We start from the raw sequence: 24,361 nt of genomic DNA on the forward strand, positions 1-24,361 counted from the left end.
TAGCTTGAGGCCGAGGTGCCGGTCCACGCGGTCGCGCAGCGCGGCCAGGGCGATGCCGGTGGCCCTGGGCTCGGCGCCGTGGAACGCCAGCAGCTCGCGCTCGACGGCCGCGGTGAGCGCGTCCAGTGCCGCGGGCGCCACGAAGTACCTCTCGCCGCCGGCGTCGAGACGCGCCAGACCGGCGGCGTCGAGCCTGCCGGCGACCTCGGCGAGCGGGACGCCGAGCGCGGCGGCGACCTCCGCCGCGGTCATCGGCATCGCGCGGGCGGCGAGGAGGCCCTCGGAGGCGGCAGCCAGGTCGTGGGCGAGCATCGCGTCGAGCAGCGCCCGCTCGTGCGGCTTCAGTGCGGAGCGGCGCGGCGGCAGCACGTCGAGCACCACCCCTCCGCCGATGGTGAACATCGGGGAGTAGCTGCGGACGATGAAGCGGTCGTCGTAGCGCGGCGCCAGCGGCTCCTCCAGCCGGAACTGCGCGTACCCGCTCTCTCCGGGCCGGAGCGCATCCGCCTCCATGAGCAGGACCCTCCCGAGGACCTCCCGCGTGCCGTGGTGCACGTGCACGCGGGTGCCCGTCTCGAAGGGCTTCTCCTCGGAGGGGAGATAGGTGAAGCGCGCGTCGAACCGGTCCGTGACGGTCAGCGTCCCCGGCGCGGCGACCACGTCCCCTCGCGCGACGTCGGCCTTGTCCAGGCCGGCGAGGTTGAGCGCGACGCGCTGTCCGGCGTGCGCCTCCTCCACCGAGCGGGAGTGGACCTGCACCGAGCGCACCCGCGCCTTGGCGCGAGAAGGCAGCAGCTCCGCCGACTCGTCCCGCCGGACCGTGCCGGACCACAGCGTTCCGGTGACCACGGTGCCCGCGCCCGCGATCGTGAACACCCTGTCCACCGGCAGCCGGAACGGCAGGCTGCTCCTGCGCGCTTCGGCGGAGGCTGCGACCTCGTCCAGCGCGGCCAGCAGTCCGGGCAGCCCCTCGCCGGTGCGCGCCGAGACGGGTACGACGGGCGCCCCGGCGATGCTCGTGCCCTCCAGGAGGGACTCGACCTCCTCGGCGACGAGCGCGATCCATTCCGGCTCGGCCAGGTCGGCCTTGGTCAGCGCGACGACGCCCTTCGGGATGCCGAGCAGGTCGATGATCGCGAGGTGCTCGCGCGTCTGGGGCATGACCCCGTCGTCGGCGGCGACCACCAGCAGCACCACGTCGATGCCGGTCGCCCCGGCGACCATCTGCCGCACGAAGCGCTCGTGCCCCGGCACGTCGACGACGCCCATGCGCCGCCCGCTGGGCAGCTCGAGCTCCGCGAAGCCCAGCTCGATGGTGACTCCGCGCTCCTTCTCGGCGGGCAGCCTGTCCGGGTCCACCCCGGTCAGCGCCTTGACGAGGGTGGACTTCCCGTGGTCGATGTGCCCGGCCGTGCCGAGGACGAGCGAGGCCGCCATCTACCCTCCCGGCCCCGGCACCGCCTCGGCCAGGGCGAGAGCCACCTCGCGCTCCTCGGCCTCGGTGAGCGTGCGCGGGTCGAGCAGCAGCCTGTCCTCCTTGACACGCACGACGACCGGCACCTCGCGCCGCCGCAGACGCTCCTCGATCTCGACCTCGGTGCCGTGCAGCGGTCGCAGCGCCAGCACGTGGGTGGCGATGTCGGCCATCGGCAGCGCGCCGCCGCCGGCGCGCGAGACCTCGGGCACCACCTCGGCGGCGAAGGCTCCGGGCGCGTGCTCGGCCACGAGCGCGGCCAGGCGCTCGGCGCGGGCGCGGATCTCCTCGACCGGCGTGGTGAGCATGCGCAGGGTCGGGATCCGGACCGCGGCGAGCTCGGGTTCGGCGTAGGTGCGCAAGGTCGCCTCCAGAGCGGCGAGCGTCATCTTGTCCAGCCGCAGCGCGCGGGCCAGCGGGTGCTTCTTCAGCTTGGCGATCACGTGCCACTTGCCTACCAGGATACCCGCCTGCGGCCCGCCGAGGAGCTTGTCCCCGGAGCAGCTCACCACGTCCGCCCCGGCCTCCACGCTCTCGCGCACGGTCGGCTCGTAGGGCAGCCCCCAGCCGCGCAGGTCCACCAGCACGCCGGACCCCTGGTCCTCGTAGACCGGCACGCCGTGCTGCGCGCCCAGCGCGACGAGTTCGGCGAGCGAGACCTCCTCCGTGAAGCCGACGACGCGGAAGTTGCTGGAGTGGACCTTCAGCAGCAACCCCGTGCGGTCGGTGAGCGCCTCCTCGTAGTCGCGCAGGTGGGTCTTGTTGGTCGTGCCGACCTCGACCATGGTCGCGCCGGACTCCCGCATGATGTCGGGGATGCGGAAGGAGCCGCCGATCTCCACGAGCTGACCGCGGCTGACGACCGCCTCCTTGCCACGAGCGAGCGCCGCGATGGCCAGCAGCACTGCGGCGGCGTTGTTGTTGACCGCCATGGCCGCCTCGGCGCCGCTCGCGCGCTTGAGCAGCTCCTCCACGTGCACGTGGCGGCTGCCGCGTTCGCCGGTCTCCGCGTCGTACTCCAGCGTCGAGTAGCCCACGGCGGCTTCCGCGGCCGCCTCGGCCGCCTCCGGCGCCAGGGGGGAGCGGCCGAGGTTGGTGTGGATCACGATGCCCGTCGCGTTGATCGCGCGGCGCAGGCTGGGCCGGGTCTTGCCGGCCAGACGCGCCTCGGCTTCCGCCAGCAGCAGCTCCTCGGAGTGCCGGGCGTCCTCGTCGGCGAGCAGCCGCTCGCGCGAGGCCTCGATCGCCTCGCGAAGCGCCTCCACCACAAGCGCCCTGGGCGCGGCCTCGAGCATCGCGACGACGCGCGGGTGCTTGAGGGCCTCGTCGACCTTGGGGAGCTGCCGCAGCCTGGCCTGAACGTCCATGCCACCCATTCTATCCGAGGAGGAGGCGCGCGGAGCGGATGCGGACGCAGCGGGCTCTGCTACCCGACGGTGATCACCTTGCCGGCTGCCGCCGCGGCAGCGACGGTGTCGGACATCGTCCCTACCTCGCCGACGGCGAGCGAGTCCTTCAACCGGAGGTAGTCCAGGCAGGTGCCGCACGATCTCACCGAGACGCCCTGCTTCGCGAGCAGCCGCAGGTCGTCGAGGGACTGGGAGCCCTCGCACGTCAGTCTCACCCCGGCGTTCATGAAGCCCACCAGGTCCGGCTTGGTCTCGGCACGGGCCAGCGAGTACAGGAAGTTCTTCATCAGCAGCGCGCCGAGCTCCTCGTCGCCCCGCCCGATGCGGTCGCCCGTCACGAGCAGCATGAACATCTCGCAGCCTTTCGTCCGCGCCGCTCCCGCGACGTCACAGCACCCGGATCCGCCCCACCTCGCCTGCGACCATGCGCCCCACCACGCGCCCCTCCTCGCCGCGCGTCCGCAGCGCGTCGAGCAGAAGCGCCGTACGCTGCCGCGGGACCGCCATCAGCAGCCCGCCGCTGGTCTGCGGGTCGCAGAGCACGTCGCGCCAGGCCTCGTCGGCCGGCCCCCACTCGACGCGTTCCTCCAGAGACGCCACCACGTCCGCCGTGCGCCCGGGACGGACCTTCTCGAGCGCGTAGCCCAGCGCGCCCTCGAAGACCGGCACGGCGTCCAGGTCGAGCTCGGCGGCCACCTCGCTCCCGGATGCCATCTCGTGCAGGTGGCCCAGCAGCCCGAAGCCGGTCACGTCCGTCGCCGCGCTCACGCCGACCTCCACCATCGCCTCGGAGGCGGCCTTGTTGAGCGAGGCCATCGACTCGATGACGCCGCGCAGGCTCTCCTCGGTCTCCAGGCCCGCCTTGAGCGCGGTGTTCATGATGCCGACGCCGACGCGCTTGGTGAGCACGAGGTCGTCGCCGGGGCGCGCGCCGACGTTGCGCACGACGCGGTCCGGGTCCGCGACGCCCATCACCGACAGCCCGTACTTGGGCTCCTTGTCGTCGATCGTGTGCCCGCCGACGACCAGCGCCCCGGCCTTCGCGCAGGTGTCCGCGCCTCCGCGCAGGACGGCCGCGACGACCTCGGGGTCGGTCTTGCACGGGAAGGCGAGCAGGTTCATGGCGGTCAGCGGCCGGCCGCCCATGGCGTAGATGTCGGAGAGGGCGTTGGCGGCCGTGATGCGTCCGAAGTCGTACGGGTCGTCGACCATGGCGGTGAAGAAGTCGACCGTGAGCAGGACGGCGGTCTCCCCGAGCAGGTAGACGGCTGCGTCGTCGGCGGTCTCGAAACCGACCAGCAGCTCCTCGCCACCCGCCGGCTCGAGGCGCTCCAGTATCGCGCGGAGGTCCTCCGGACCCCACTTGGCCGCTCAACCCGACTTGGACGACATCTGCGTCAGCCGGATGCGCTCGCTGTCCGCCACGTGCGGCTCCCGTTCGATCGACGACACTCCATCATCGAGAAGCACGAGACAGTATATAAGAGATGCTTATGCGATGTGGAGACCGGCGGGCCGCGGGACCGAGGAGGAGCGCCGCCGGGGAGGACGGCCGTGCCCGGCCGTCCGGGGGACGACGACGCCGGCGCGCGCCGCCGAAGGACGACCTCACGCCGCGCTGCCGGCCCCTCCGCCGTCTCGGAACGCCGTGACAGCGGCGTCCTCAGGATACGGCTCACAGGGCAGGCTGAAGAGGAACCCCTGCCCGAACTCGACGCCGAGCTCCCGCAGTTTCGCCAGTTCCTCTTCCGTCTCGATGCCCTCCGCGACCACATGCACGCCCACGCGGTCGCAGAAGGCGGCGAGGCTGGCGACGAGGCTCTCGCGCATCTCGTCGCCGTCGATGCCTCTCACGAGCGACATGTCGATCTTGAGCCATTCGGGCCGCACCTCCGCTAGGCACTGCAGCGAGCCGTAGCCCGCTCCCCCGTCGTCCACCGCCACCGGGAAGCCGATGGCGCGCAGGTACTCGAGCGTGGCGCGGAACGCGCGGAAGTCGTCGATCGCGCAGCGCTCCGTGATCTCGAGCACGACCCGCTCCGGCGTCATCCCCACGTCGGCGAGCAGCGTCGAGAAGACCATCTCGCGCAGCTCGGGGTCGGAGACCGCCTCCGGCTCGATGTTGAGGAACAGCAGGCGCTCCTCGGGGAGCCGGCGGGCGGTCTCGAGCGACTTCTTGCGGCACAGGCGTTCGAGCTTGAAGACGAGGTCGGCGTCGTAGGCCACGCCGAACAGCTTGTCAGGCCGCTCGAACTCGCCGCCCTCGGGTCCTCGGGAGAGCGCCTCGTAGCCGATGACCGACAGGTCGTCCAGGCGCACGACGGGGTGGACGAGCGTCCGGACCTCCTCGGCGGCGATGATGTCGCGCAACGCCTCCACGCGCCGCTGCCCGTCGTCGGCCTCGCGGCGGGCCGAGGCGGCGAGCGCCCGCTCGAGGCCGTCGTGCACGAGCCGCTCGAGCCGGACGCTGTGGTCCCGGAGGATCTTCGACGCGCCCACATAGCAGCCGAACTTGCGGTACAGCGCCGGCTCCAGCCTCTCGCCGAGGATCTCGCGGATGCGCGACTCGACACGCGCACACAGCGCCTCGAGCGCCTCGTCGGCGGCGTGCAGCGTGTTGCGGGGGGGCGAGAGCACCACCACGAACGAGTTCCCCGAGATCATCAGCTCGGCGATGATGTCGCTGTCGCGGAGGTCCACACCGGTGATGGACTCGAGCGCCTGGGCCGTCTCGCGCATCACGTCGTCGAAGACCTCCCAGCCGTAGATCTCCTCGATCTTGCTGTAGCGCACGACGTTCAGGCACAGCAGAGAGACCTCGCCGCGCTCCTCGAGCAGCACCTGGATGCGCGGGAAGAGCAGAGGAGTGGTCGGCAGACCGGTGACCGGGTCGAACAACAGCCTCCGTATCTCGGAGTGCCGCTCCACGGCCTCCCCGAGGTCGATCCAGGACTGGAGCAGATGATCCGTCTGCCCCGGCCGCTCGCTCATCTCCCCGCCCCCTCGACTCTCCTGCGGCCGCTACTCGTGTCCGGCATCCCGCGGCCCCCTCTCTGCGCCCCCTCCGGGACGCGCCGGCCGCCCCCCGCGCCGTCACCTCGCGTAGCGCAACCGTAACGCGTTAGCCCCGTTCGCCGTCAAGGGCGCGCCGAAGCTCGTCCCGCCGACGGTCACCGGCGTCCCGCCGCGGACGTCCTCGACCGTCGCGACGGCCTGGTCGAAGGTCAGCTGGGCCGTGACCTTCTCAGGCGAGTGGTTGAGCAGCAGCAGCACGCCGTCCTCTTCCCCCGCGAACAGCGCGACCTCCACCTCGGGCACGTCGCAGCCCACCTGCGCGCCGCAGCCCGCCCCCGCCGCCACGGCACCGTAGACCCCTCGCAGCATCGCGCGCACCGCCGCCGGCGCGACCCAGGCGTCGCCCTGGGCCAGAGCCCTCTCGACCGGCGCGGCGATGAGCGCCGCGCGACCCTGGCCGTACTGGTGCACGGTGAGGAGCGGCGAGCCGGTCGCGTCCGTGGCGACCACCGTCGCGCCGCCGTGTCCGAGGAGCGCGAAGGCCGGGATGTCGAGCTTGGCGTCGAACGAGGCGAGCCGGCCGAGCACGTCGGCTTGCGCCACGCGGCACGACAGCGTCCGCCGCGGCCCGTGGTCGCCGAGGAACTCGACGCCGAAGATCTCACGGAGGGCGGGGTGCGCGTCGCCGCCCCCGTAGGAGAGCACGACCGACCCGCCGCCTTGCACGAAGCCGGCCAGGCGATCCCACGTCTCGCCCTCCAAGTCGAAGGCCGAGGGCACGACGAGGACCGAGTACGCGCCGAACTCCTCGGTCTCCCCTACCACGGTCACGGGGAGGTGGGCCTCCTTCGCGGACGTGTAGGACTGCAGGCACGCGCGCGGGTCGAAGAGCCCGGCCAGGCGGGGCAGGGACGCGTAGCGCTCGCCCGGCACGACGACGGCGGTGCGCTCCGGCGCAAGGGAGTGGGTCCGCAGGTCGACGCGGGCCACGAGCCGGGCGAAATCGCGCACCTCGCCGAGGGACGGCTTGGGAACGCCGTCGGTATCCGCCACGCCCACGAGCACCTCGAACGGATCCCGGAAGTAGGGCTCCCGGCGCTCGGTGTCCAAGTCGCGGTGGCGGCGCAGGACCACACCGGCGGCGCGGTTCATCAGCGCAGAGTACAGCACCGTGCGGACGTAGGAGGCCTCCTCGGCAGGCGAGAAGTCCAGCGAGGCGACGCCGACGTCGTCCAGCAGCACCGGCACGTGCCCGCCCGCCGCTCGCAGCAGGAAGGAGTCGAGGTACGTCGCCGGCCCCGACGTGACCGGCCCTTCCGCCGCGTACGCGCGGTATTCGGCGGTGACGTGACTGACGACGAACTCGCAGTCGCCCAGCGCCTCGCGCGGGTCGACGCCGGTCCCATGGAAGAGGGTCTCCGGATCCACGGAGAGGGTGACCGGCCGCTCCGCGTCGACGTCGCGGATCGCCTCCCTCATCTTGGCCGCCCAGGCCTCCAGCTCCTCCGCCGAGGCGAACCCCGAGGCGAACGCCTCGTTCGCCAGGTCCCAGGCGAAGATCGCGCGCTCCGAGCGGTACCGGTTCACGATGCGCTGGACGAGCGCGACCTCGCGCCCGATGAGGTACTGGTCTGTGCGGGGGTCGCGTCGCGTGCCCCAGAGCACCTCGGTGAGCTCGGCGAGGCGGTCGTCGGCGAACAGGGTCACGATGAGCTGCAGGCGGTTCGCCCTCGCCGCCGCCACGAGCGCGTCCAAGCGCTCGTGAGCTTCCTCGTTGTACTGTCCGACCTGCGGCTCGAGCACCCGCCACGAGAGGAAGACGCGAACGAGCGACATGCGCGCCTCGGCGAACGCGCCGAGGTCCGCCCCCACGTCGCCCGCGTACCAGTCCGCCGGGCCGGACGTCTCGGAGTCGAGCGGGTAGTACGCCACTCCGATCGGGAAGAGGGGGTTGCGCCGGGGCGCCCTCGCACGCTTCGGGGCCTCGCGGACGGATGCCGACGGTTCGGGAGCGGCGGGCGCGGAGTGCCTGGCGGGCGGAGCGCCGGCGTGGGGTGAGGCGCCCGGACTCGGCTCCGCGCGGCGCCCGCTCGCGGGCTCGGACCCGCCGCGGCTCGGGGGCTTCCTCGGCATGACCCCTACGACCCCCCCTCGGCGTAGTCGTCGTACAGCCGCCAGAACAGCCCCTGACGCTTCGTGTCGTAGTAGGCCGCCCGGCGGATCTCCCACTCGGCCTGAGCGTGCCGGCCCTCGGTGACGTACACGGCGGCGAGCCCGAAGCGGGCCCTCACGCACGCCGGGTCGAGCGCCACCGCGGTCCGGTAGGCCTGCTTGGCCGCCGCGTAGCGCTGCAGGCCGAGCAGCGACTCGGCGTAGAGCACGTGCGGCAGCGGGTGCTCCTCGGCCGCCCTGGCCAGCGAGGCGAACACCCGCGAGGCGTGCTTGTTGAGCCCCGTGCGCTTGGAGAACGCCACGCCGAGGCAGTACAGCGCCGTGCGCTCCGCGGCGTCGATCGCCAGCGCGCGGAGCGCGCAAGCGACCGCCTCGTTCACGGCCTCCTGCTTCAGGTAGGCGTACGCCGCCAGCGCGAGCGTCTCGGCGTCGTCCGGGCCCTGGCCGAGGATCGCCCGCACAAGCTCCATGGCGAAGAAGAGGTCCTCCTCGTAGGCGAGCTCCCGCGCCGCGCGCAGCCGGCTGTCGCGATCCGGCGCCACCTCGGAGGGGCTCGGAGCGGCCTCGTCGTTCTCCTGGACGCCGGAGAGCCAGAAGAACAGCTCGTCGGCGGAGGGGTCGAGCTCGCCGGCCTTGCGGAAGCCCGGGAGCGCGGTGGCCATCCCCTCCCTCTTGAGCGCCGCGACCGCCAGGTCGTACATGGCCCTGGGCTCGGCAGGGTCCAGCTCGAGCGCGCGCCGCCAGCTCTCGATCGCCTCTTCCTCGAAGCCCGACGCCGCGAGCGCCTCGCCGAGCTGCACGTGCGCGGTGACCAGGTCCGGGACGACCTCGGCGAGCTCGTGCCAGACCAGGATCGACTGGTCCCACATCCCGCCGCGCCGGTCGTAGGCCAGGCCGAGCGCAAGATACGCAGGCGCGCAGCCCGGGTCGACCTCTATCGCGAGGGTGGCCTCGTGGACGGCGCGCTCGTAGAAGTCGCCCGCGAGCATGAGCTCGGCCAGCAGCGCGTGAGCGAACGGCTCGCCCTCGTCGATGCGCAACGCCTCGTAGCACGCCTCCACCGCCGGCTGGAGCTGACCCTGCCGGGCCAGCCCCTCGGCGACGAGCACCTGTCGAGACCGCTGAGGCACCTAGCCCTCCCGCCCGAGCAGCTCATCGCCCACCCGGGAGACCAGCCGAAGAGCGCTCTCGGCCCCGCGCGCGACGCCGTTCGCTCCCGCATCGCGCGCCAGCGCGGGATCGGCTTCGAACGGCCCTCCCGAGACGAGCAGGACGACGTCGGGATGCCCTCCGGCGGTCAGCATGTCGCGTACGCGGGCGACGGCGCGCGCGGTCGCGCCCGTCTCGGCGCAGACGAACACGATCCGCGCGCCCGTCTCCTCCACTCGCTCCAGGAACTCCGCCGGCCGGACGTCCACGCCGAGGTCGACGACCCGGTGTCCCGCCTCCTTCAGAGCCGCGGCGATCACGTTCTTGCCCACCGAGTGCGCGTCACGCTGCATCACGCCGATGAGGACCGTGAGCCCGGTGTCCGCGGCGGAGGCGGGCGGGATGACGAAGGAGCCGATCTGCTCGGCGACGACCGCGGCCTGCGCGAAGGCGACCTCGTCGACGGCGCCGGAGGCCCATGCGCCCCCCAGCAGCGCCATCGCGGGGGCGTACAGCGAGTCGAAGAGCGTCTGCTGGGACAGCCCGCCCGAGCGCGCCCGCTCGATCACCTCGATCGCGGCGGCGGGATCCTGGTCGACGAAGGCCTGGTAGAGCCGGGCCGGACCGTCACCGTCCATGCACCGACCCCCTTCCGTGGCCTCGCTCGGCCGTCCTCCCTCGGCCGCACCCGCGCGACCCGTCGCGGTGGTGGCGGTGGTGGGAGTCGAACCCACAAGCCTTGCGGCCAGGGGCTTTTAAGGCCCCCTCCTGTGCCGATTCGGATACACCGCCGCGCGACCCTCCGCCGGCCGGCCCGCCGGCCCCGCCGGATGCCGTACGGCCCGTCCTCCGGACGCTCATGGCCGCTCCCGGGCGGAGTACGCATCCAGCGCGATCCCGTACAGTATGTCGTGCTCGCTCACGACAGTCGAGGGAAGCCCGGAGAGCTCCAGCACCGCGCTCAGCACGACCGCCCCGGCGACTATGACGCTCGCGCGACCCGGATGCAGCCCGGGCACCTCCCGCAACTCCTCGAGAGTCAGAGGCGCCAGCCGCTCGAGGAGCGCGTCGAGGTCCTCGGAGGTCAGCACCGAGCCGTGCACCCGCTCCGGGTCGTAGACGGTCATCCCGTGATGGATCGCCGAGAGCGTCGTCGCCGTGCCCGCGAGCGAGACGAGCACCCTGGGAGTGCCGGGGGTCTCGTCGAAGAACGGCCGCATCTCGGCGAGCGCCCACTCCCGCGCCCGCTCCAGCGCCTCGGGAGCCGGCGGGTGCGTCACCAGCACGCGCTCGGTCATGCGCCTGGAGCCCACGTCGTAGGAGCGCGCCGCCTCCACCTCCGGCACGCCGCGCACGTGCGCGTGGCCGAGGATGAGCTCCGTCGACCCGCCGCCGAGGTCCGCGACCAGAAGCCCGTCGCCGGTGAGCGAGTATGCCGCGCCGAGGAACGACAGGCGCGCCTCCCGCTCCCCGGACACCACCTCGGCCTGCGCTCCGGCCTCGGCGAGCATCTCCAGGAGCTCGGCCGTGTTGGCCGCGTCCCGGCACGCCGAGGTCGCCACCGCGGCCACGCGTTCCGCCCCGGCCACCCGGGCGCCGCCGGCGAAACGGCGCACCGCAGCCGCCACCCGGCGCATGCCGGCATCGGACAGACGCCCCGTCGCCTCGAGGCCTTCCCCGAGGTGGGTGATCTCCAGGTCGCGCAGCACCTCGCGAACCAGCGAGACGCCGTCCGGCCCCTCCGTGACGTCGGCGACGAGCAGCCGGGTGGTCACGGTGCCGACGTCGATGGCCGCGACCCTCATCGCGCCCCCCACGGACGCGGGTGACGGAGCGCGGCGCACTCGTCATCCTCACAGCACGCGCCGCAAGGCCGGAGCACTCGCCGGCCGACGGGGTCGACGACGCCCGCGAGCGCGGCGGCGGCATGCGCGTGCAGGCACTTCGTCGCCAGCGGGTCGCGCTGTCCCGCGATGCCGACGTCCTCGCACGCGTCGGACCCCCCGCTCTCCTCCGCGCGGCGCGTCCGGTAGACGGCGTCGGCCGCGCGCATCGCCGTCGCGAGCGCCCGGTCCGCCGCCAGGACGCCGGCCTCGCGCGCGACTCCGCCCGCCGACTCCTGGTCGGAGGCGGCTCGGGCGAGATACGGGCAGGTCAACCAGTACAAGGTGGGGAACGGGGAGCCGTCCTCCAACACGGACGGCGTCGCTATGACCTGGGGGTACCCGAACCGGCAGCGCACGGCGACGCGCCACGGCCGGCGCGGGGCGCGGCCGATCTGGCTCCGTACGAGCACGTCGTCCCGGCCGCTCATTCGACCGCGAAGACGTAGTCGAGGATCCGCTGCCCGAGCGTGGAGCGCCGCTCCTCGGCGAGGGGCGCCACGGGCGCGGTGGGCTCCGCCGTCTCGCTCACCACGTAGACGTGCTCGCCGGGCGCGACGTAGCCGAGGTTCCTCCGCGCGAGCTCCTCCACGCCCTCGGGGGTCTTGAGCCTGTCCACCTGCGCGCGCAGGTCGGTGTTCCGCTCCTTGAGCCGCGCGAGCTCCTGCTCGAGGCGGGCCTTCTCGCGCTGCTCCCGGTAGTCCACCCGCGCCGCCGGATAGAACGCCCACAGCGCCAGGGCGAGCACGGCGGCGACGCACACGGGCCATGACAGGGGTCGGCGAGCGGGGCCGCCTCCGGCACGGGACGCCGGGGCGCGACGCGAGGACGGACGACCGCGGCCGCCCGCACGCGGCGTCGAGCGCCCACGCGGCGAGGAGACCCGGCCGTTCGTCGCAGCCCCGGAGCGCGACCTGTGTGAAGACGAGCGCTTCATGGAGTCCTGTGGGCAGGCTGCATGTTCGGCGGCCGTTCCGCCGCCCAGGATGTTACCACAAGAGGCCTGGGCCGGAAGACTACAGCTGAAGTCAAGGTTTATCCCGAACGCCGCAGGTGGGCGCTCCGAAGGGCCTGTCAGGGCACGCGGCGGACCTGGATCGAGTCGGTCGTGCCGACACGCCTCAAAGCAAGTCCGCCCGTGATCGCCACCGACTGCCCGGAGGCGACCAGCCCCGCGTCGCGCGCCGCCTCGACCGATCGCTCGAGCATCCGGTCGAAGGTGTCCGGGAACTCCATCACGATCGGCGTCACGCCCCACACGAGCGCGAGCCGTCGGCCTACCTCCTCCCGCGGGGTCACGGCGACGATGCGGGTCGAGGGGCGTTGGGCGGCAACCGCCCGCGCCGTCGCACCCGACTCCGTCGCGGTGAGGATGGCCGCCAGGCCCAGGTCCTCGGAGAGCTCGCACGCCGCCGCGCTCACCGCTCGCGTCACGTCGCCCGCCACCCCGCGCTCGTACCCGCCGGCGAGCTGGCCGGAGACGGCCTCCTCCGCCGCCGAGGTGATGCGCTGCATCGTGGTGACGGCCTCGACCGGGTACTCGCCCACCGCCGTCTCGCCGGAGAGCATCACCGCGTCGACGCCCGAGAAGATCGCGTGGGCGACGTCGGAGGCCTCGGCCCGGGTCGGCCTGGGCGAGAGCGTCATCGACTCCAGCATCTGGGTCGCGATGATCACCGGCGTCCCTGTGCGGCGGCAGAGGTCGACGATCCTGCGCTGGAGCACCGGGACGTCTTCGGGCGAGGTCTCCACGCCGAGGTCGCCGCGCGCGACCATGACCGCGTCGGCGGCGTCCACGATGCCGTCGAGCGCCTGGGCGGCCTCGTGCTTCTCGATCTTGGCCACCACCGGGACGCTCTGGCCGAGCCTCTCCATGAGCTCGCGCAGCCGATGGACGTCCTCCGGCCCGCGGACGAACGACTGGGCCACCATGTCGACCCCGGCTCGAAGCGCCCATCCGAGGTCGCGCTCGTCCTTCTCGGTGATCGAGGACACGCCGAGGCGGACCCCCGGGACGTTCACTCCCTTACGGCTCAAGAGCGGCCCGCCGACCTCCACACGGGTCTCCACGTGGCTGTCCCGGACGCCCGTCACCCTCAGCTGGAGCTTGCCGTCGTCGAGCAGCACCTGGTCGCCCGCGTGGACGTCGCCGGCGAAGCCCCTGTACGTCAGACACGCCCGGCGCTCGTCGCCCTCGCACTCGCCGCTCTCGAGGGTGAACTCCTGCCCCGCCTCGAGCGTCACCCCTTCGCGGACGGGGCCCACCCGCAACTTCGGTCCGCCGAGGTCGAGCAGGACGCCGACCGTGCTCCCGGCGGCGGTGGCGGCGGAGCGCACGGCGTCGAGCTGTGCCTGCAGCGTCGCCGGCTCCCCGTGCGACGCGTTCAGGCGTGCCACGTCGAGCCCGGACTCCACGAGGAGGCGCACGACCTCCCCGGAGCGCGTGGCGGGCCCGAGCGTGGCGACGATCTTGGTCCTCCGGCCGGGCATCTCCCCCACCTCGCACGGCTCGCCCGGAGCGCGGCAGCGCCGCCGCTCCTCGGAACGCTCACGGGGTCCGGCGCGCCTACTCGGTCGAAGGGAGCCGGACCACCTGTATAGCGTTCCCCTCACGACGCACCGTAACCCCGCTGCGAGCGAGGCGGTGCGCAGCCGTGCGCAGGTTGCCGGAGAGGCGCTCCGCGCCGCGGTCGTCCGTGCGGACCAGCAAGGCGCGGCTGCCGCTCTCCAGGAAGTAGCGCATGACGTGCGTCGCGGCACCACGCGGGGCGGGGAAGGGGACCTCGAGCTCGTCGGCGTCCGACGTCCAGTCGGCCGACCCGAGCCACGGACGCCACTCGCCGACTTCCGCGACCATCACCGCGGCGAACCGCTCCCGGGCCTCGTCCGCCACGATCCGCACGCGTACGCCGAAGCCCTGCTGCGCCGCGGAGCGGGCCAGGTAGGCCCAGTCCATCGCGCCGTCGACCTCGACGAGCATCACGACGGCGGTCGCCACGCGCAGGGCCAGTTCCGAGAGCAGCCGCAGCAAGGCCACGCCGCGGCGAGGCGTGAACGTCACGACCGCGACGTCGTAGGCGACACCGGGCGGGAGGTCCTCGGCCATGCCCTTGATCGTCGTCAGCTTCGGGGAGGACGCCACGTCGCTCTCCAGCAGGCGCCGCAGCATCCCCTCCGAGGGCTCCATGGCGGTGAGGTGGCCGGCGCGCTCCAGCAGGGGCCGCGTCAGCAGGCCCGTGGCCGCCCCGACCTCGAGGATCGCGACACCCTCGGGCACCTCCTCGAGAAGGACCTGGAGGAGCGCCGGGAACACCCTGTCCTGCCCGAACGCCCTGCCATACTGGTCGGCGAGGCGCTCCCTGCGCTCCAGGGTGGATCGAAGGCTGGCGTCGAACGGGAGTACGCCGGGCCCGGCAGCCGGTCCGCTCTCCATGGGTGGTCCCCTACCCGTCGAGGGGGGAACGCGGTTCGCCGCGCGCGAGGCCGCCGCTCCCACGCCCCAAACTTAAGATATGTTGTAGAACGCCGCAAGCCCGGGATAGAGCCCGACCTCCGCGAGCTCCTCCTCGATCGCGAGAAGACGGTTGTACTTGGCGACCCGATCCGAGCGGGCGGGCGCCCCGGTCTTGATCTGTCCCGCGTTGGTGCCCACCGCCACGTCGGCGATGGTGGTGTCGGCGGTCTCGCCCGACCGGTGCGAGATCACGCACGTGTAGCCGGCCCGCTTCGCCGTCTCGATCGTCTCGAGCGTCTCGGTGAGGGTGCCGATCTGGTTGAGCTTGACGAGGATGGAGTTGGCCACACCCATCCCGATACCGCGAAGGAGCCGTTCCGTGTTCGTCACGAACAGGTCGTCGCCGACGATCTGGACGTGGCCGGCCAAGCGCCCGGTCAGCAGCTTCCAGCCGTCCCAGTCCTCCTCGGCCATGCCGTCCTCGATCGAGATGATCGGATAGCGCTCGACCAGCCCCGCGTACAGCTCCACCATCTCCTCCGAGGACAGTTCGCGGCCCTCTCCCGCGAGCACGTAGACGCCGCGCTCGGCGTCGTAGAGCTCGGTCGCGGCGGGATCGAGCGCGAAGCGGACATCGCCGCCGGGCTCGTAGCCGGCCTTCTCCGCGGCCTCGACGATGACCTGCAGCGCCTCCTCGTTGGAGCCGAGGTCCGGCGCGAAGCCGCCCTCGTCGCCCACGCCGGTGGCCAGGCCGCGGCTCTTGAGCACGCCTTTGAGCGTATGGTAGATCTCGGCGCAGGCGCGCAACCCCTCCGAGAAGGTGGGAGCGCCGACCGGCATCACCATGAACTCCTGCAGGTCGACGTTGTTGTCGGCATGCGCGCCGCCGTTGAGGATGTTCATCATCGGCACCGGCAGCCGGTGCGCGTTCGCGCCGCCGAGGTAGCTGTACAGCGTGAGTTCGGTGGACTCGGCGGCGGCCTTGGCCGCTGCCAGCGACACCCCCAGTATCGCGTTGGCGCCGAGGTTCGCCTTGTTCGGCGTGCCGTCGAGCTCGATCATCGTCATGTCCACGAGCCGCTGGTCTGTGGCGTCCAGGCCGACGACCTCGTCGGCGATCGTCTCGTTGACGTTCTCGACAGCCTTGCGCACGCCCTTGCCGCCGTAGCGCTCGTCCCCGTCGCGCAGTTCCACGGCCTCGAGCGCGCCGGTCGAGGCGCCCGACGGCACGGACGCGCGTCCGAAGGACCCGTCGTCGAGCACGACGTCCACCTCGACCGTGGGGTTCCCCCGGGAGTCGAGGATCTCGCGCGCGTGCACGTCGGTGATGATGCTCATCGCTGCTCCTCCTCAGTCTTGGCGGACCGCCAGACCTTCTCCATCTCGTCGATGCCCATCTCCTCGAGCGTCACTCCGCGCGCTTGCGCCGCGCGCTCGACGGCCTCGAAGCGCGTCCTGAACTTCTCGCACGTGCCGCGCAACGCGGTCTCGGCGTCGATGCCCTGCTTACGGGCGAGGTTCACGACCGTGAACAGCAGGTCGCCGATCTCGTCCGCGGCTTGGGGGGACCCGGGCTCGGTCGCCTTGAGCTCCTCTATCTCCTCGTGGACCTTCTCCCACACGGCGTCCAGGGTCGGCCATTCGAAGCCCACCGCGACCGCGCGCCTCGACAGCTTCGCCGCGTACATCAGCGCGGGCAGGGCGTGGGGGATCCCCCCGAAGACACCCGTCGGCCCCCCCGCCTTCTCCTCGCGCTTGATCTCGTCCCATCGCTTGAGCACCTCGGCCGGGGAACCCGCGATCGCCTGCCCGAAGATGTGCGGGTGGCGACGACGTATCTTCGCCGCGATACCGTCTATGACGTCGTCTATGGTGAACTCGCCCGCCTCGGCGCCCATCTGCGCGTGCAGCACGACCTGCAGCAGCACGTCGCCGAGCTCCTCCGCGAGCTCGGTGGACTCGCCCGCCTCGATGGCGGCGACGGCCTCGAACGCCTCCTCGATCATGTTCTGCCGCAGGGACATGTGGTCCTGGGCGCGGTCCCAGGGGCAACCTCCCGGCCCCCGCAGCACGGCGATCAGCCGCACGAACTCCTCGAAGCCGTGCGGCGGCACCGGGTGGCTCGGCCCCACGTGGATCGCCGAGGAGGAGCACAGCTCCGCCTCGGGAAGGGTGGCGACCGTGTACATGCCCAGGTCGAACCCCCCGCCCTCGAGGCAGCCGGCCACGACGACGGGATGGTCGGGCCGGTACGTCTCGGCGAGCTGCTCCGCGACGGAACGGGCGAGCGAGCCATCGGCGACGCCGGTGACGATCAGGTGCGAGGCGCGGCCGACGGCCGCGCATCGCAGGCTGTGGACGTCCACGATGTCGAGGTCGGCGGTCAGGTCGATGTCCAGCGCCATGAGCAGCACGTGCAGCGGCGAGGCGTCGGGGAAGACCTCCACGTTCTCGCCCGAGCGCGCGAGGAGGCCGGAGACGATCCCCTCTCTCAGGAGCGGGTAGCCCGGGGCCAGATACACGAGGTCGCCCTCCCTGGAGAGGGCGACCATCGCGTCCACTATCTCTTCCACCGGCGAGTCCGCCGAGACCCCTATCTCCCCCAGTGTGGTGACGGGTACCTCGGCCGTCGCCAGCTCGCCGAGTGCCGCCGCGTCGGCGGACGGGACCACCACCGTCGCGGCCCGCCGCACGCGGTCGAGCACGGCGGCGGACTTCAGCGACTCACGGCCCTCGACCAGTCCGACGATCGAGACGGATCCCACCCGGCTCCCCCCCCAACGGGCGCGACTACTCGCCGTCGCCCTCGGCAGGCTTCTCGCCTTCGGAGCCCTTGTCCCCGCCCGAGCCCTCGACGTCGACCTTCTTGCTCTTCAGCTCGGGGTCGAGGATCTCGATCTTGGCCTTCTCGCGCAGCTTGTCGACGTACTTCTGATACGCCTCGGCCTGCTGCCGCTGGCTCAGGATGTCCGAGATCTGCTCGCGGACCTCCTTCAGTGGCTTCTGGCGATCGCCGCGCTTCTCGACGACCTTGATGATGTGCCAGCCGAACGGGCTCTTGACCAGATCGGAGACCTCGCCGGGCTCGAGTTTGTCGGCGGCGGACTGGAACTCCTGCACGTACGGCGTCGTCGGCCATCCGAGGTCCCCGCCGTTGGCCGCCGACACCGTGTCCTTGGAGTACTCCTTGGCCAGCTCGGCGAAGTCACCGCCGTTCTTGACCTGGGTCAGGACCTTCTCGGCCGTCGACTTGTCGTCCTCGGAGAACAGGATGTGCGAAGCGTGCACGGCGGCCTTCTCGACGAACTGTTCCTTGTTCTTCTCGTAGTACTCGTCGACCGCGGCATCGTCGACCTTGACGTCGCGGGTGAGCTTCTCCACGAGCTTGGTCGTCACGGCCTGGTCCCTGAGCTGCTCGCGCAGGTCCTCGAGCTTCATGCCGGACTTCTCGATCGCCTGGTTGAAGGCCTCTTCGTTGGCGAACCCCGCCTTGAGCTCCTCGATCTTCTTGTCGACGTCCGCGTCGGTGACCGTGATGCCCTCGTCCTTCGCGGCCTGGCGGATCAGCACCCCGTTGATCGCGTTGTCGAGCAGGCGCTCGCGGAAGTCGAGCAGACGGGCGTCGCCGTCGGCGCCCTCGAACATCGAGGCGTACTGCTTCTTGACCTGCTCCATCTGCTTGTCGATCAGCGACTTCTTGATCACTTCGCCGTTGACCCTGGCCGCGACGTCTCTGTCGCCGCAGCCCGAAAGGGACACCGCCAGCACCGCGACCAACGCGATGGCGGCGAACCGGGCGGATCTGCTCATGCCTGTCGTTCCTCCTGTCGACGCGTTCCCGTCCGCCCCCCGGCTCGTGCGGGAACGGCTCGGGCAAGTATAGCATCCAGCAAGACTGCCGCCGCCTCGATCGGCGCCTGCCCCGGAGCTGCCGGGAGCACCGCTTTTCTGTCCCTTTCCAGGTACAGCCCGCCGGCCTTGGCGAGCGAACCCCGGGCCTCCGGACCGGGCGAGACGGGGTGTACGGCGACCCGGCTGCGGCTCATCGTCAACGCCGAGCCGCCCGCTTCCGCGACCGCCGTCTTGAGCCGTGCGACACCGAGCAGGTTGCGTGCCGCCTCGGGTGGCGGACCGAAGGTCTCCGTCAGTTCCGCCGACAGGCGCTCCACGGCCTCCGGCGTCCCCGCCGCGGCGATGCGGCGGTAGAGACGGACGCGCTCGCCGGTGTCGGGCACGTACTCCTCAGGCAGGAACGCGGCGACGGGCAGGTCGACGCGGACGTCCAGCGGCTCCGGCAGCGGCTCGCCGCGCGCCTCCGCGACAGCCTCGCGCAGCATCTGCGAGTACAGCTCGAACCCCACCGCGCTCATGTTGCCGTGCTGCTCCGCGCCCAGCAGCGACCCGGCACCGCGGATCTGCAGGTCGCGCATGGCCAATCGAATGCCAGAGCCCATGTCGGCGTGGTCGCGGATCGCGGTGAGGCGCTCGTAGGCCTCGTCGGTCAGGTTCGCTCCTCGGGGGAAGAGGAAGTACGCGAACGCGCGGACGTGAGAACGGCCGACCCGTCCTTTGAGCTGGTAGAGCTGGGCGAGGCCCAGTCGCTGGCTGTCCTCGATGACGAGCGTGTTCGTGTGGGGGTTGTCGATGCCGCTCTCCACGATCGTCGTGGAGACGAGCACGTCGAACTCGCCCGCGGCGAAGGACTCCATCACCCGCTCGAGAGCCTGCTCGCTCATCCGCCCGTGTGCCACGCGCACGCGCGCCTCGGGCGCGGCATCGGCGACGCGACGCGTCGCCTCCTCGATCGTGCGCACACGGTTGCTCACGAAGTAGACCTGCCCGCCCCGCTGGACCTCGCGGCGTATCGCGTCGCTCACCACCTCCGGGTCGTACTCGCCGACGTGCACCTTCACCGGGAACCGGTTCGGAGGGGGCGTGTCGATACTCGATATCTCCCGGACGCCGGTCAGCGCCATCTGGAGCGTCCGCGGGATGGGCGTTGCCGTGAGCGTGAGCACGTCTACCTGCTCGCGGAGGTGCTTCAGATGCTCCTTGTGCTCCACCCCGAAGCGCTGCTCCTCGTCGATCACGACCAGGCCGAGGTCCTTGGGTGTCACGTCGCGCGAGAGCAGCCTGTGCGTGCCGATGAGCACGTCGACCTCGCCGGCAGCGAGACCGCGCAGCGACTCCTCCTGCTCCTTGGCCGTCCGGAAGCGGGACAGCACCTCGACGCGCACGGGGAAGGGCGCGTAGCGCTCGGAGAAGGTCGTGTAGTGCTGCTGTGCGAGGATGGTCGTCGGGCACAGCACCATCACCTGCTTGCCGTCCTGCACGGCCTTGAACGCCGCCCTGATGGCCACCTCGGTCTTGCCGTAGCCGACGTCGCCGCACACGAGCCGGTCCATCGGCGCAGGTGATTCCATGTCCGCCTTGACGTCGGCTATGGCGGCGAGCTGGTCGCGCGTCTCCTCGAAGGGGAAGGCCGCCTCCATCTCGAGCTGCCACGGCGTGTCGGGACCGAACGCGTGACCGGAGACGCTGGAGCGTCTCGCATACAGGTCGACGAGGTCGAACGCGAGCTTCTTGACCGCCTTGCGCGCCTTGCCGGTCGCCTTCGACCAGTCCGCGGTGTCGAGCCTGGTGACGCGAGGCGCGGACGCGTCGGCGCCCACGTAGCGGCTGACGCGGTCGAGCTGCTCCGTGGGCACGTAGAGCTTGTCCCCCTTCGCATATTCGAGCAGCAGGTAGTCGCGGACGGCGCCGCCGGCCTCCTTGCGCACCACGTCGCGGAGGAGCGCGATCCCGTGCGTCGAGTGGACCACGTGATCGCCGGGCGCGAAGTCGAAGCTGATGGGGCGTCCCGCCGAGCGCGCGCGGCGAGCCTCGGCCGAGCGCGGATAGACGTCGTCGACGCTGACGACCGCGAGCCGCGCGTCCGGCACGACGTAGCCCGACGGCACCTCGGCGCGGCTGAGATGCACGACGCCCGGAGCGAGCCCGTCCGGGGCCTCCCGCGCGCCGGCGTCCAGCAACGTCTCGGCCACGCTGATCCCTCCACCGACGAGGACGTCGGCCACCCGCCTGCGCGTCTCGCGCGCGGGAACGGCCATCACGACCGCGTACTCGAGCGCGAGCAGCGCCCGCAGGCCGCCGACGAGACGGTCCTCGCCGCCGGCGACCTCCGGACGGCGCGCGACGAGCTCCGCGTCGACGCCGGACCCCGCACGCAGCAGCGAGACGAAGGTGAGGCGCTGCCGGCCGCCGAGGTCCAGCTGCGACGGCTTCAGGTACAGGCCTTCCATCGGCTTGCCGTCCTCGACGGCCTTGGCCGTGATCTCCCCGTGGCAGCGCGCGGAGTCGTCGAAGAGCGCTCGCGGCTCGGCCACGACGACGAGCGCTTCCGGCGGGAGGTAGTCCGTGACGGCGCCGGGCTGCTTGTACAGGACGGGCAGGTACTGCTCCACGCCGTTGAAGTACACGCCGGCCTTGATCGATTCGAGCGCCAACGCCACGCCCTGGTCGCGCAGCGCCTCGTCGCCCAGCGCCCGCTCCGCCGCCTGCGCGGCGCGCGACCCCAGGGCGACCTCGCGACACGTGTAGACCTCCACCGGTCCCGCGTCCGCGACCGCCTGGCCGCTGGAGGGCACGTAGCGCCGCAGCGATTCGACCTCGTCGCCGAAGAGCTCTGCGCGCACGGGCGCGACCGCCTCGGACGGGAACACGTCCAACACGCCGCCGCGGACCGCGAACCGCCCCCGGTCCTCGGCGCGCTCGAGGCGCTCGTAGCCCATCCGCGCCAGGCGTTCGGCGGCTTCTTCAAGGTCGAGCGTCCCGCCTGCCGCCAGCGTCAGAGGCTCGTAGACGTGCGAGCCGCGCGGGGGGACGGTGCGCATCAGCCCCCGCGGAGAGGCGACCACCACGACCTCGCGCCGGCCGCCGAGGGCGTGAAGCGCCCGCGCGCGCCGCCCGACCGCCTCGATGTCGGGCGGCTCTGGCGACCACGGCGTCTCCCGACGCTCGGGCAGATGGAGGACCCGGTCGCGGGGGATGTAGGCTGCGACCTGCCGAGCGAAGCGCTCGGACGCTTCCTCGCCCGGTACGACCACCAGCGAGGGTCGGGGCCGCTCGGACCACAGCGCCGCCACCAGCGCCGGCCTGACGAGGCCGGGTGCCGCGAGGGTGACGTCCTCGCCGCGCGCGAGACCCTCCCCGGCGATCCGGTAAGGGCTCGCGGCGTGAAGATGCTCTCGGATTGCGTGCAGAAGGTCCACGGCGTCTCCGGTGCTCGTCCGGGCAGCGCAACGGCCCCGCGTCGGCGGCCGAGCGGGGGCTCGCAAAGGGTATCCCCGGCGGTCAGGAGGGTCAAGCGGAAGCTGCGCGAGGACGCCCGCGCCGACGGACGGTCCGGGTCGCCGGTACGCTAAGCGGATCGGCGTCCGGCGCCGGTCGGGCGGATGTCCACGATCCGGCACCCGCACCGTCCGCGGATGCGGAAGCGGCACTCGACGTGACAGCTCTCGGAGGCGCGCCGCGCGTCGTCCTTCGAGAGCCCGGCCACGAGCAGCGGGCACCTGAACGTATCCTGTGGGTCCCTGAAAGCCGACACGGTCGCACCTTCGTCCTTCGCGGGCATGCTCCCGCTCGAGACCTTTGCATGTCGCGGGCCAACCCGGCTCGCCGCTGAAGGACCTTCCGCCGCATGCATCGGCAAGCCGATGAGGTTCCTTCACGCCTTCGGCGCGTTCTGTGTGCTCGGGTACACTTCTCGATATGCCGCAGCTGAGAGAGGACAGTCCCGTCCGGCAGCGCGCCGTCGAGGTGTGCCGGCGGCTGGCGGACGTATGGCCCGACGCGCGCATCGCGCTCGACTGGGATACGCCATGGCGCTTGCTCGTCGCGGTGATCCTGTCCGCGCAGACCACGGACGTGGGCGTCAACAAGGTCACGCCGGTGCTCTTCGAGCGCTTCCCCGAGCCCGCCGACCTCGCCTCGGCGGACGCCGAGGAGGTCGAGGCTATCGTCAAGCCGACCGGCTTCTACCGCAACAAGGCGCGTTCGATCATCGGGGCGGCACGGATGGTGGTCGGCGAGTTCGGGGGCGAGGTTCCCGATACGATGGAGGAGCTGATGCGCCTCCCCGGCGTGGCGCGCAAGTCGGCGAACATCGTGCTCTCCACCGCGTTCGGCAAGGTCGAGGGCATCGCGGTGGACACGCACGTGAAGCGCCTGGCCGGAAGGCTGGGCCTCTCGAAGGAGACGGACCCCGACAGGATCGAGCGCGACTTGACGGAGCTGCTGCCGCGCGAGTGGTGGGGCTCGTTCAACTACCGCTTCATCCTTCTCGGGCGCAACGTCTGCACGGCCAAGCGCCCGATCTGCGGCTCGTGTCCGGTGAACGACCTGTGTCCCAGCGCGTTCCGGGTGCCTGGATGGCGGGAGAGGCCGAACGGCGGCTCCTACGAGTCCTGACCGGCGGCCCCCGGGGCTCGTCCCCGTGTCGCTGCCGAGGGCCGGAGCGCCGGCGAGCGCCCCACCTCAGGCGAAGAACCAGGCCAGCACTCCCGCGACGACGACGGCGGGCAGCAGATTCCCGATCGGCAGCCGCTTGATGCCCAGCAGATCCAGACCGATGCCGGCGATGAGCGCGCCGCCGGCAGCGGAGAGTTCTCGTATCACGGATGCCGTCATGTAGGGCTCGACGCTGTGGGCGGCGAGAGCGAGCGACCCTTGGATCGCCGCGATCGGGATGATGGAGAACCCCACGCCCACACCGAACATGGTGGCGAACGGGATGGCCATCGTGCCATCGAGCAGTGACTTGATGTAGAGCAGCGTCGGATCGCCCATGCCCGACTGGAGCGACCCGAGCACGGTCATCGCCCCGACGCAGTACAGCAGGCTGGCCGTCACGAAGCCCTCGACCATGCGGTGACCCCCGCTCTCGCCGTTCGCTTCGGCGGCCAGCCACGGCACGCGCTTCGCCGCGTCCTTGAGCGCTGCGCCGAACCGCTCCAGCCGGTGCTCCAGGCGCAGCGACTCCCCGATGACGGCGCCGACGACCAGCGAGCCGGCCAGCAGCAGCGGGCTCTCGGTCGCGATCGTCATCTTCAGTCCTATGGCTATCGTGAACAGTCCGACGCCCGATACGACCGTCGTGCGGAACCGCTCGGGGATCAGCTTGCCGAAGAGCAGGCCCACCGCGGTGCCGACGAGCACGGCGGCGACGTTGACGGCGACGCCGTTCACTCCTCGGTCTCCTTCCCCGAGTCGTCCCCGCCCTCGAGCCAGATGCGCTTCATCTCCTCGGTGATGCGGTTCGCGCCCGGGGGCAGCCCGGCCGTCGACGCCGGGAACCTCCCGCGTCCCTTGCCGCGCCGTCGCGCGCCGGCGCGGGGCTCCTCCCACGCCGAGCTCGACGAGCGCAGCTCGACACCGTGAACCGCGGCCGCTCTCACCCGGTCGCGCAGCTCGCCGTCGGAGCTGACCAGCACGATCTTCTCCTCGGCGGAGGCCGCCAGGCGGGTGATGAGGTCGTCGGCGGACTCGCCGCGCGAGAACACGACCTCTACCGGACCGCCCGCCTCGCCGCCCTCGCCGGGCTCAGGGCGCCCGTCGAAGACCACGACGATGCGCCCTCGGCCGAGCATGTCGGGCCCGCGCACGCGCAGGCGCGCCACGAGCGCGTCGCGCTGACGATCGAGCGGCAGGCGTCTGGTGGCATCGTCGGCACGGGTGATGTTGTAGCCGTCGACGAGGTAGAGCATGCGGACAATGGTACGACGCGACGGCCGCCGGGGCCAGCGGG

At 72.0% G+C, this 24,361-nt stretch carries 20 protein-coding genes and 1 tRNA gene; 1 reads left to right on the forward strand and 20 read right to left on the reverse strand.

Features of this window, described 5'->3' with window-relative positions:
• The 18 genes from selB to mfd all read right to left on the reverse strand — a co-directional run.
• The coding region (gene selB / locus IBX62_08330; GenBank protein ID MBE0477087.1) for a selenocysteine-specific translation elongation factor at positions 1-1,437 on the reverse strand (1,437 nt) is incomplete at its 3' end.
• Complete coding sequence (locus IBX62_08335) at positions 1,438-2,841, reverse strand: L-seryl-tRNA(Sec) selenium transferase (protein ID MBE0477088.1); 1,404 nt, start codon at positions 2,839-2,841, stop codon at positions 1,438-1,440.
• 59 nt (positions 2,842-2,900) lie between these two features.
• Positions 2,901-3,236 carry a sulfurtransferase-like selenium metabolism protein YedF gene (yedF, locus tag IBX62_08340; protein ID MBE0477089.1) on the reverse strand — a complete coding sequence of 112 codons (336 nt, stop codon included), beginning with the start codon at positions 3,234-3,236 and terminating at the stop codon, positions 2,901-2,903.
• A 34-nt stretch (positions 3,237-3,270) separates the two neighbouring features.
• A complete protein-coding gene (gene selD / locus IBX62_08345) occupies positions 3,271-4,308 on the reverse strand; it encodes a selenide, water dikinase SelD (protein MBE0477090.1) in 1,038 nt (345 codons plus the stop codon).
• A gap of 183 nt (positions 4,309-4,491) precedes the next feature.
• A complete protein-coding gene (locus tag IBX62_08350) occupies positions 4,492-5,874 on the reverse strand; it encodes an EAL domain-containing protein (protein MBE0477091.1) in 1,383 nt (460 codons plus the stop codon).
• Positions 5,875-5,976: 102 nt separating this feature from the next.
• The gene (locus IBX62_08355; GenBank protein MBE0477092.1) at positions 5,977-7,830 is read right to left on the reverse strand and encodes a beta-galactosidase trimerization domain-containing protein; all 1,854 of its coding nucleotides are present in this window, start codon (positions 7,828-7,830) and stop codon (positions 5,977-5,979) included.
• Between the two features lie 206 nt (positions 7,831-8,036).
• Positions 8,037-9,200: a tetratricopeptide repeat protein gene (locus IBX62_08360; protein MBE0477093.1), complete on the reverse strand. Its 1,164-nt coding sequence runs from the start codon at positions 9,198-9,200 to the stop codon at positions 8,037-8,039.
• Positions 9,201-9,857 (reverse strand): cobalamin B12-binding domain-containing protein, encoded by a 657-nt coding sequence (locus tag IBX62_08365; protein ID MBE0477094.1) that lies wholly within the window; start codon positions 9,855-9,857, stop codon positions 9,201-9,203. It abuts the gene before it with no gap.
• Positions 9,858-9,925: 68 nt separating this feature from the next.
• A tRNA-Leu gene (locus IBX62_08370) sits at positions 9,926-10,011 on the reverse strand.
• A gap of 65 nt (positions 10,012-10,076) precedes the next feature.
• Positions 10,077-11,024, reverse strand: coding sequence for a Ppx/GppA family phosphatase (locus tag IBX62_08375; GenBank protein MBE0477095.1), 948 nt, complete (start codon positions 11,022-11,024; stop codon positions 10,077-10,079).
• On the reverse strand, positions 11,021-11,533 hold the full coding sequence (locus IBX62_08380; protein MBE0477096.1) for a DUF501 domain-containing protein: 513 nt from the start codon (positions 11,531-11,533) through the stop codon (positions 11,021-11,023). The genes IBX62_08375 and IBX62_08380 overlap by 4 nt, the downstream gene beginning before the upstream one ends.
• Entirely contained in the window at positions 11,530-11,865 is a 336-nt protein-coding gene (locus IBX62_08385; protein ID MBE0477097.1) for a septum formation initiator family protein, read from the reverse strand. Before IBX62_08385 ends, IBX62_08380 begins: the two co-directional genes overlap by 4 nt.
• A gap of 311 nt (positions 11,866-12,176) precedes the next feature.
• Positions 12,177-13,592, reverse strand: a complete 1,416-nt coding sequence (gene pyk / locus IBX62_08390; protein ID MBE0477098.1) for a pyruvate kinase — start codon at positions 13,590-13,592, stop codon at positions 12,177-12,179.
• 76 nt (positions 13,593-13,668) lie between these two features.
• The gene (locus tag IBX62_08395; protein MBE0477099.1) at positions 13,669-14,535 is read right to left on the reverse strand and encodes a class I SAM-dependent methyltransferase; all 867 of its coding nucleotides are present in this window, start codon (positions 14,533-14,535) and stop codon (positions 13,669-13,671) included.
• Between the two features lie 72 nt (positions 14,536-14,607).
• Complete coding sequence (gene eno / locus IBX62_08400) at positions 14,608-15,894, reverse strand: phosphopyruvate hydratase (protein MBE0477100.1); 1,287 nt, start codon at positions 15,892-15,894, stop codon at positions 14,608-14,610.
• On the reverse strand, positions 15,891-17,321 hold the full coding sequence (gene mazG / locus IBX62_08405) for a nucleoside triphosphate pyrophosphohydrolase (protein MBE0477101.1): 1,431 nt from the start codon (positions 17,319-17,321) through the stop codon (positions 15,891-15,893). Before mazG ends, eno begins: the two co-directional genes overlap by 4 nt.
• Positions 17,322-17,346: 25 nt before the next feature.
• Complete coding sequence (locus IBX62_08410; GenBank protein ID MBE0477102.1) at positions 17,347-18,366, reverse strand: peptidylprolyl isomerase; 1,020 nt, start codon at positions 18,364-18,366, stop codon at positions 17,347-17,349.
• Positions 18,363-21,827: a transcription-repair coupling factor gene (mfd, locus tag IBX62_08415; GenBank protein MBE0477103.1), complete on the reverse strand. Its 3,465-nt coding sequence runs from the start codon at positions 21,825-21,827 to the stop codon at positions 18,363-18,365. The genes IBX62_08410 and mfd overlap by 4 nt, the downstream gene beginning before the upstream one ends.
• 499 nt (positions 21,828-22,326) lie before the next feature.
• Here mfd and nth point away from each other — a divergent pair, with 499 nt between their 5' ends.
• Positions 22,327-23,025 (forward strand): endonuclease III, encoded by a 699-nt coding sequence (gene nth, locus IBX62_08420; GenBank protein MBE0477104.1) that lies wholly within the window; start codon positions 22,327-22,329, stop codon positions 23,023-23,025.
• A 66-nt stretch (positions 23,026-23,091) separates the two neighbouring features.
• On the opposite strand, the gene IBX62_08425 is transcribed toward nth, so the two are convergent.
• Both IBX62_08425 and IBX62_08430 read right to left on the reverse strand, forming a co-directional pair.
• Positions 23,092-23,802, reverse strand: coding sequence for a DUF554 domain-containing protein (locus IBX62_08425; protein ID MBE0477105.1), 711 nt, complete (start codon positions 23,800-23,802; stop codon positions 23,092-23,094).
• Positions 23,799-24,320 carry an NYN domain-containing protein gene (locus IBX62_08430; GenBank protein ID MBE0477106.1) on the reverse strand — a complete coding sequence of 174 codons (522 nt, stop codon included), beginning with the start codon at positions 24,318-24,320 and terminating at the stop codon, positions 23,799-23,801. Before IBX62_08430 ends, IBX62_08425 begins: the two co-directional genes overlap by 4 nt.
• Positions 24,321-24,361: the final 41 nt, after the last annotated feature.

This window comes from Coriobacteriia bacterium, from assembly GCA_014859305.1.
Taxonomy (GTDB): domain Bacteria; phylum Actinomycetota; class Coriobacteriia; order Anaerosomatales; family Kmv31; genus Kmv31.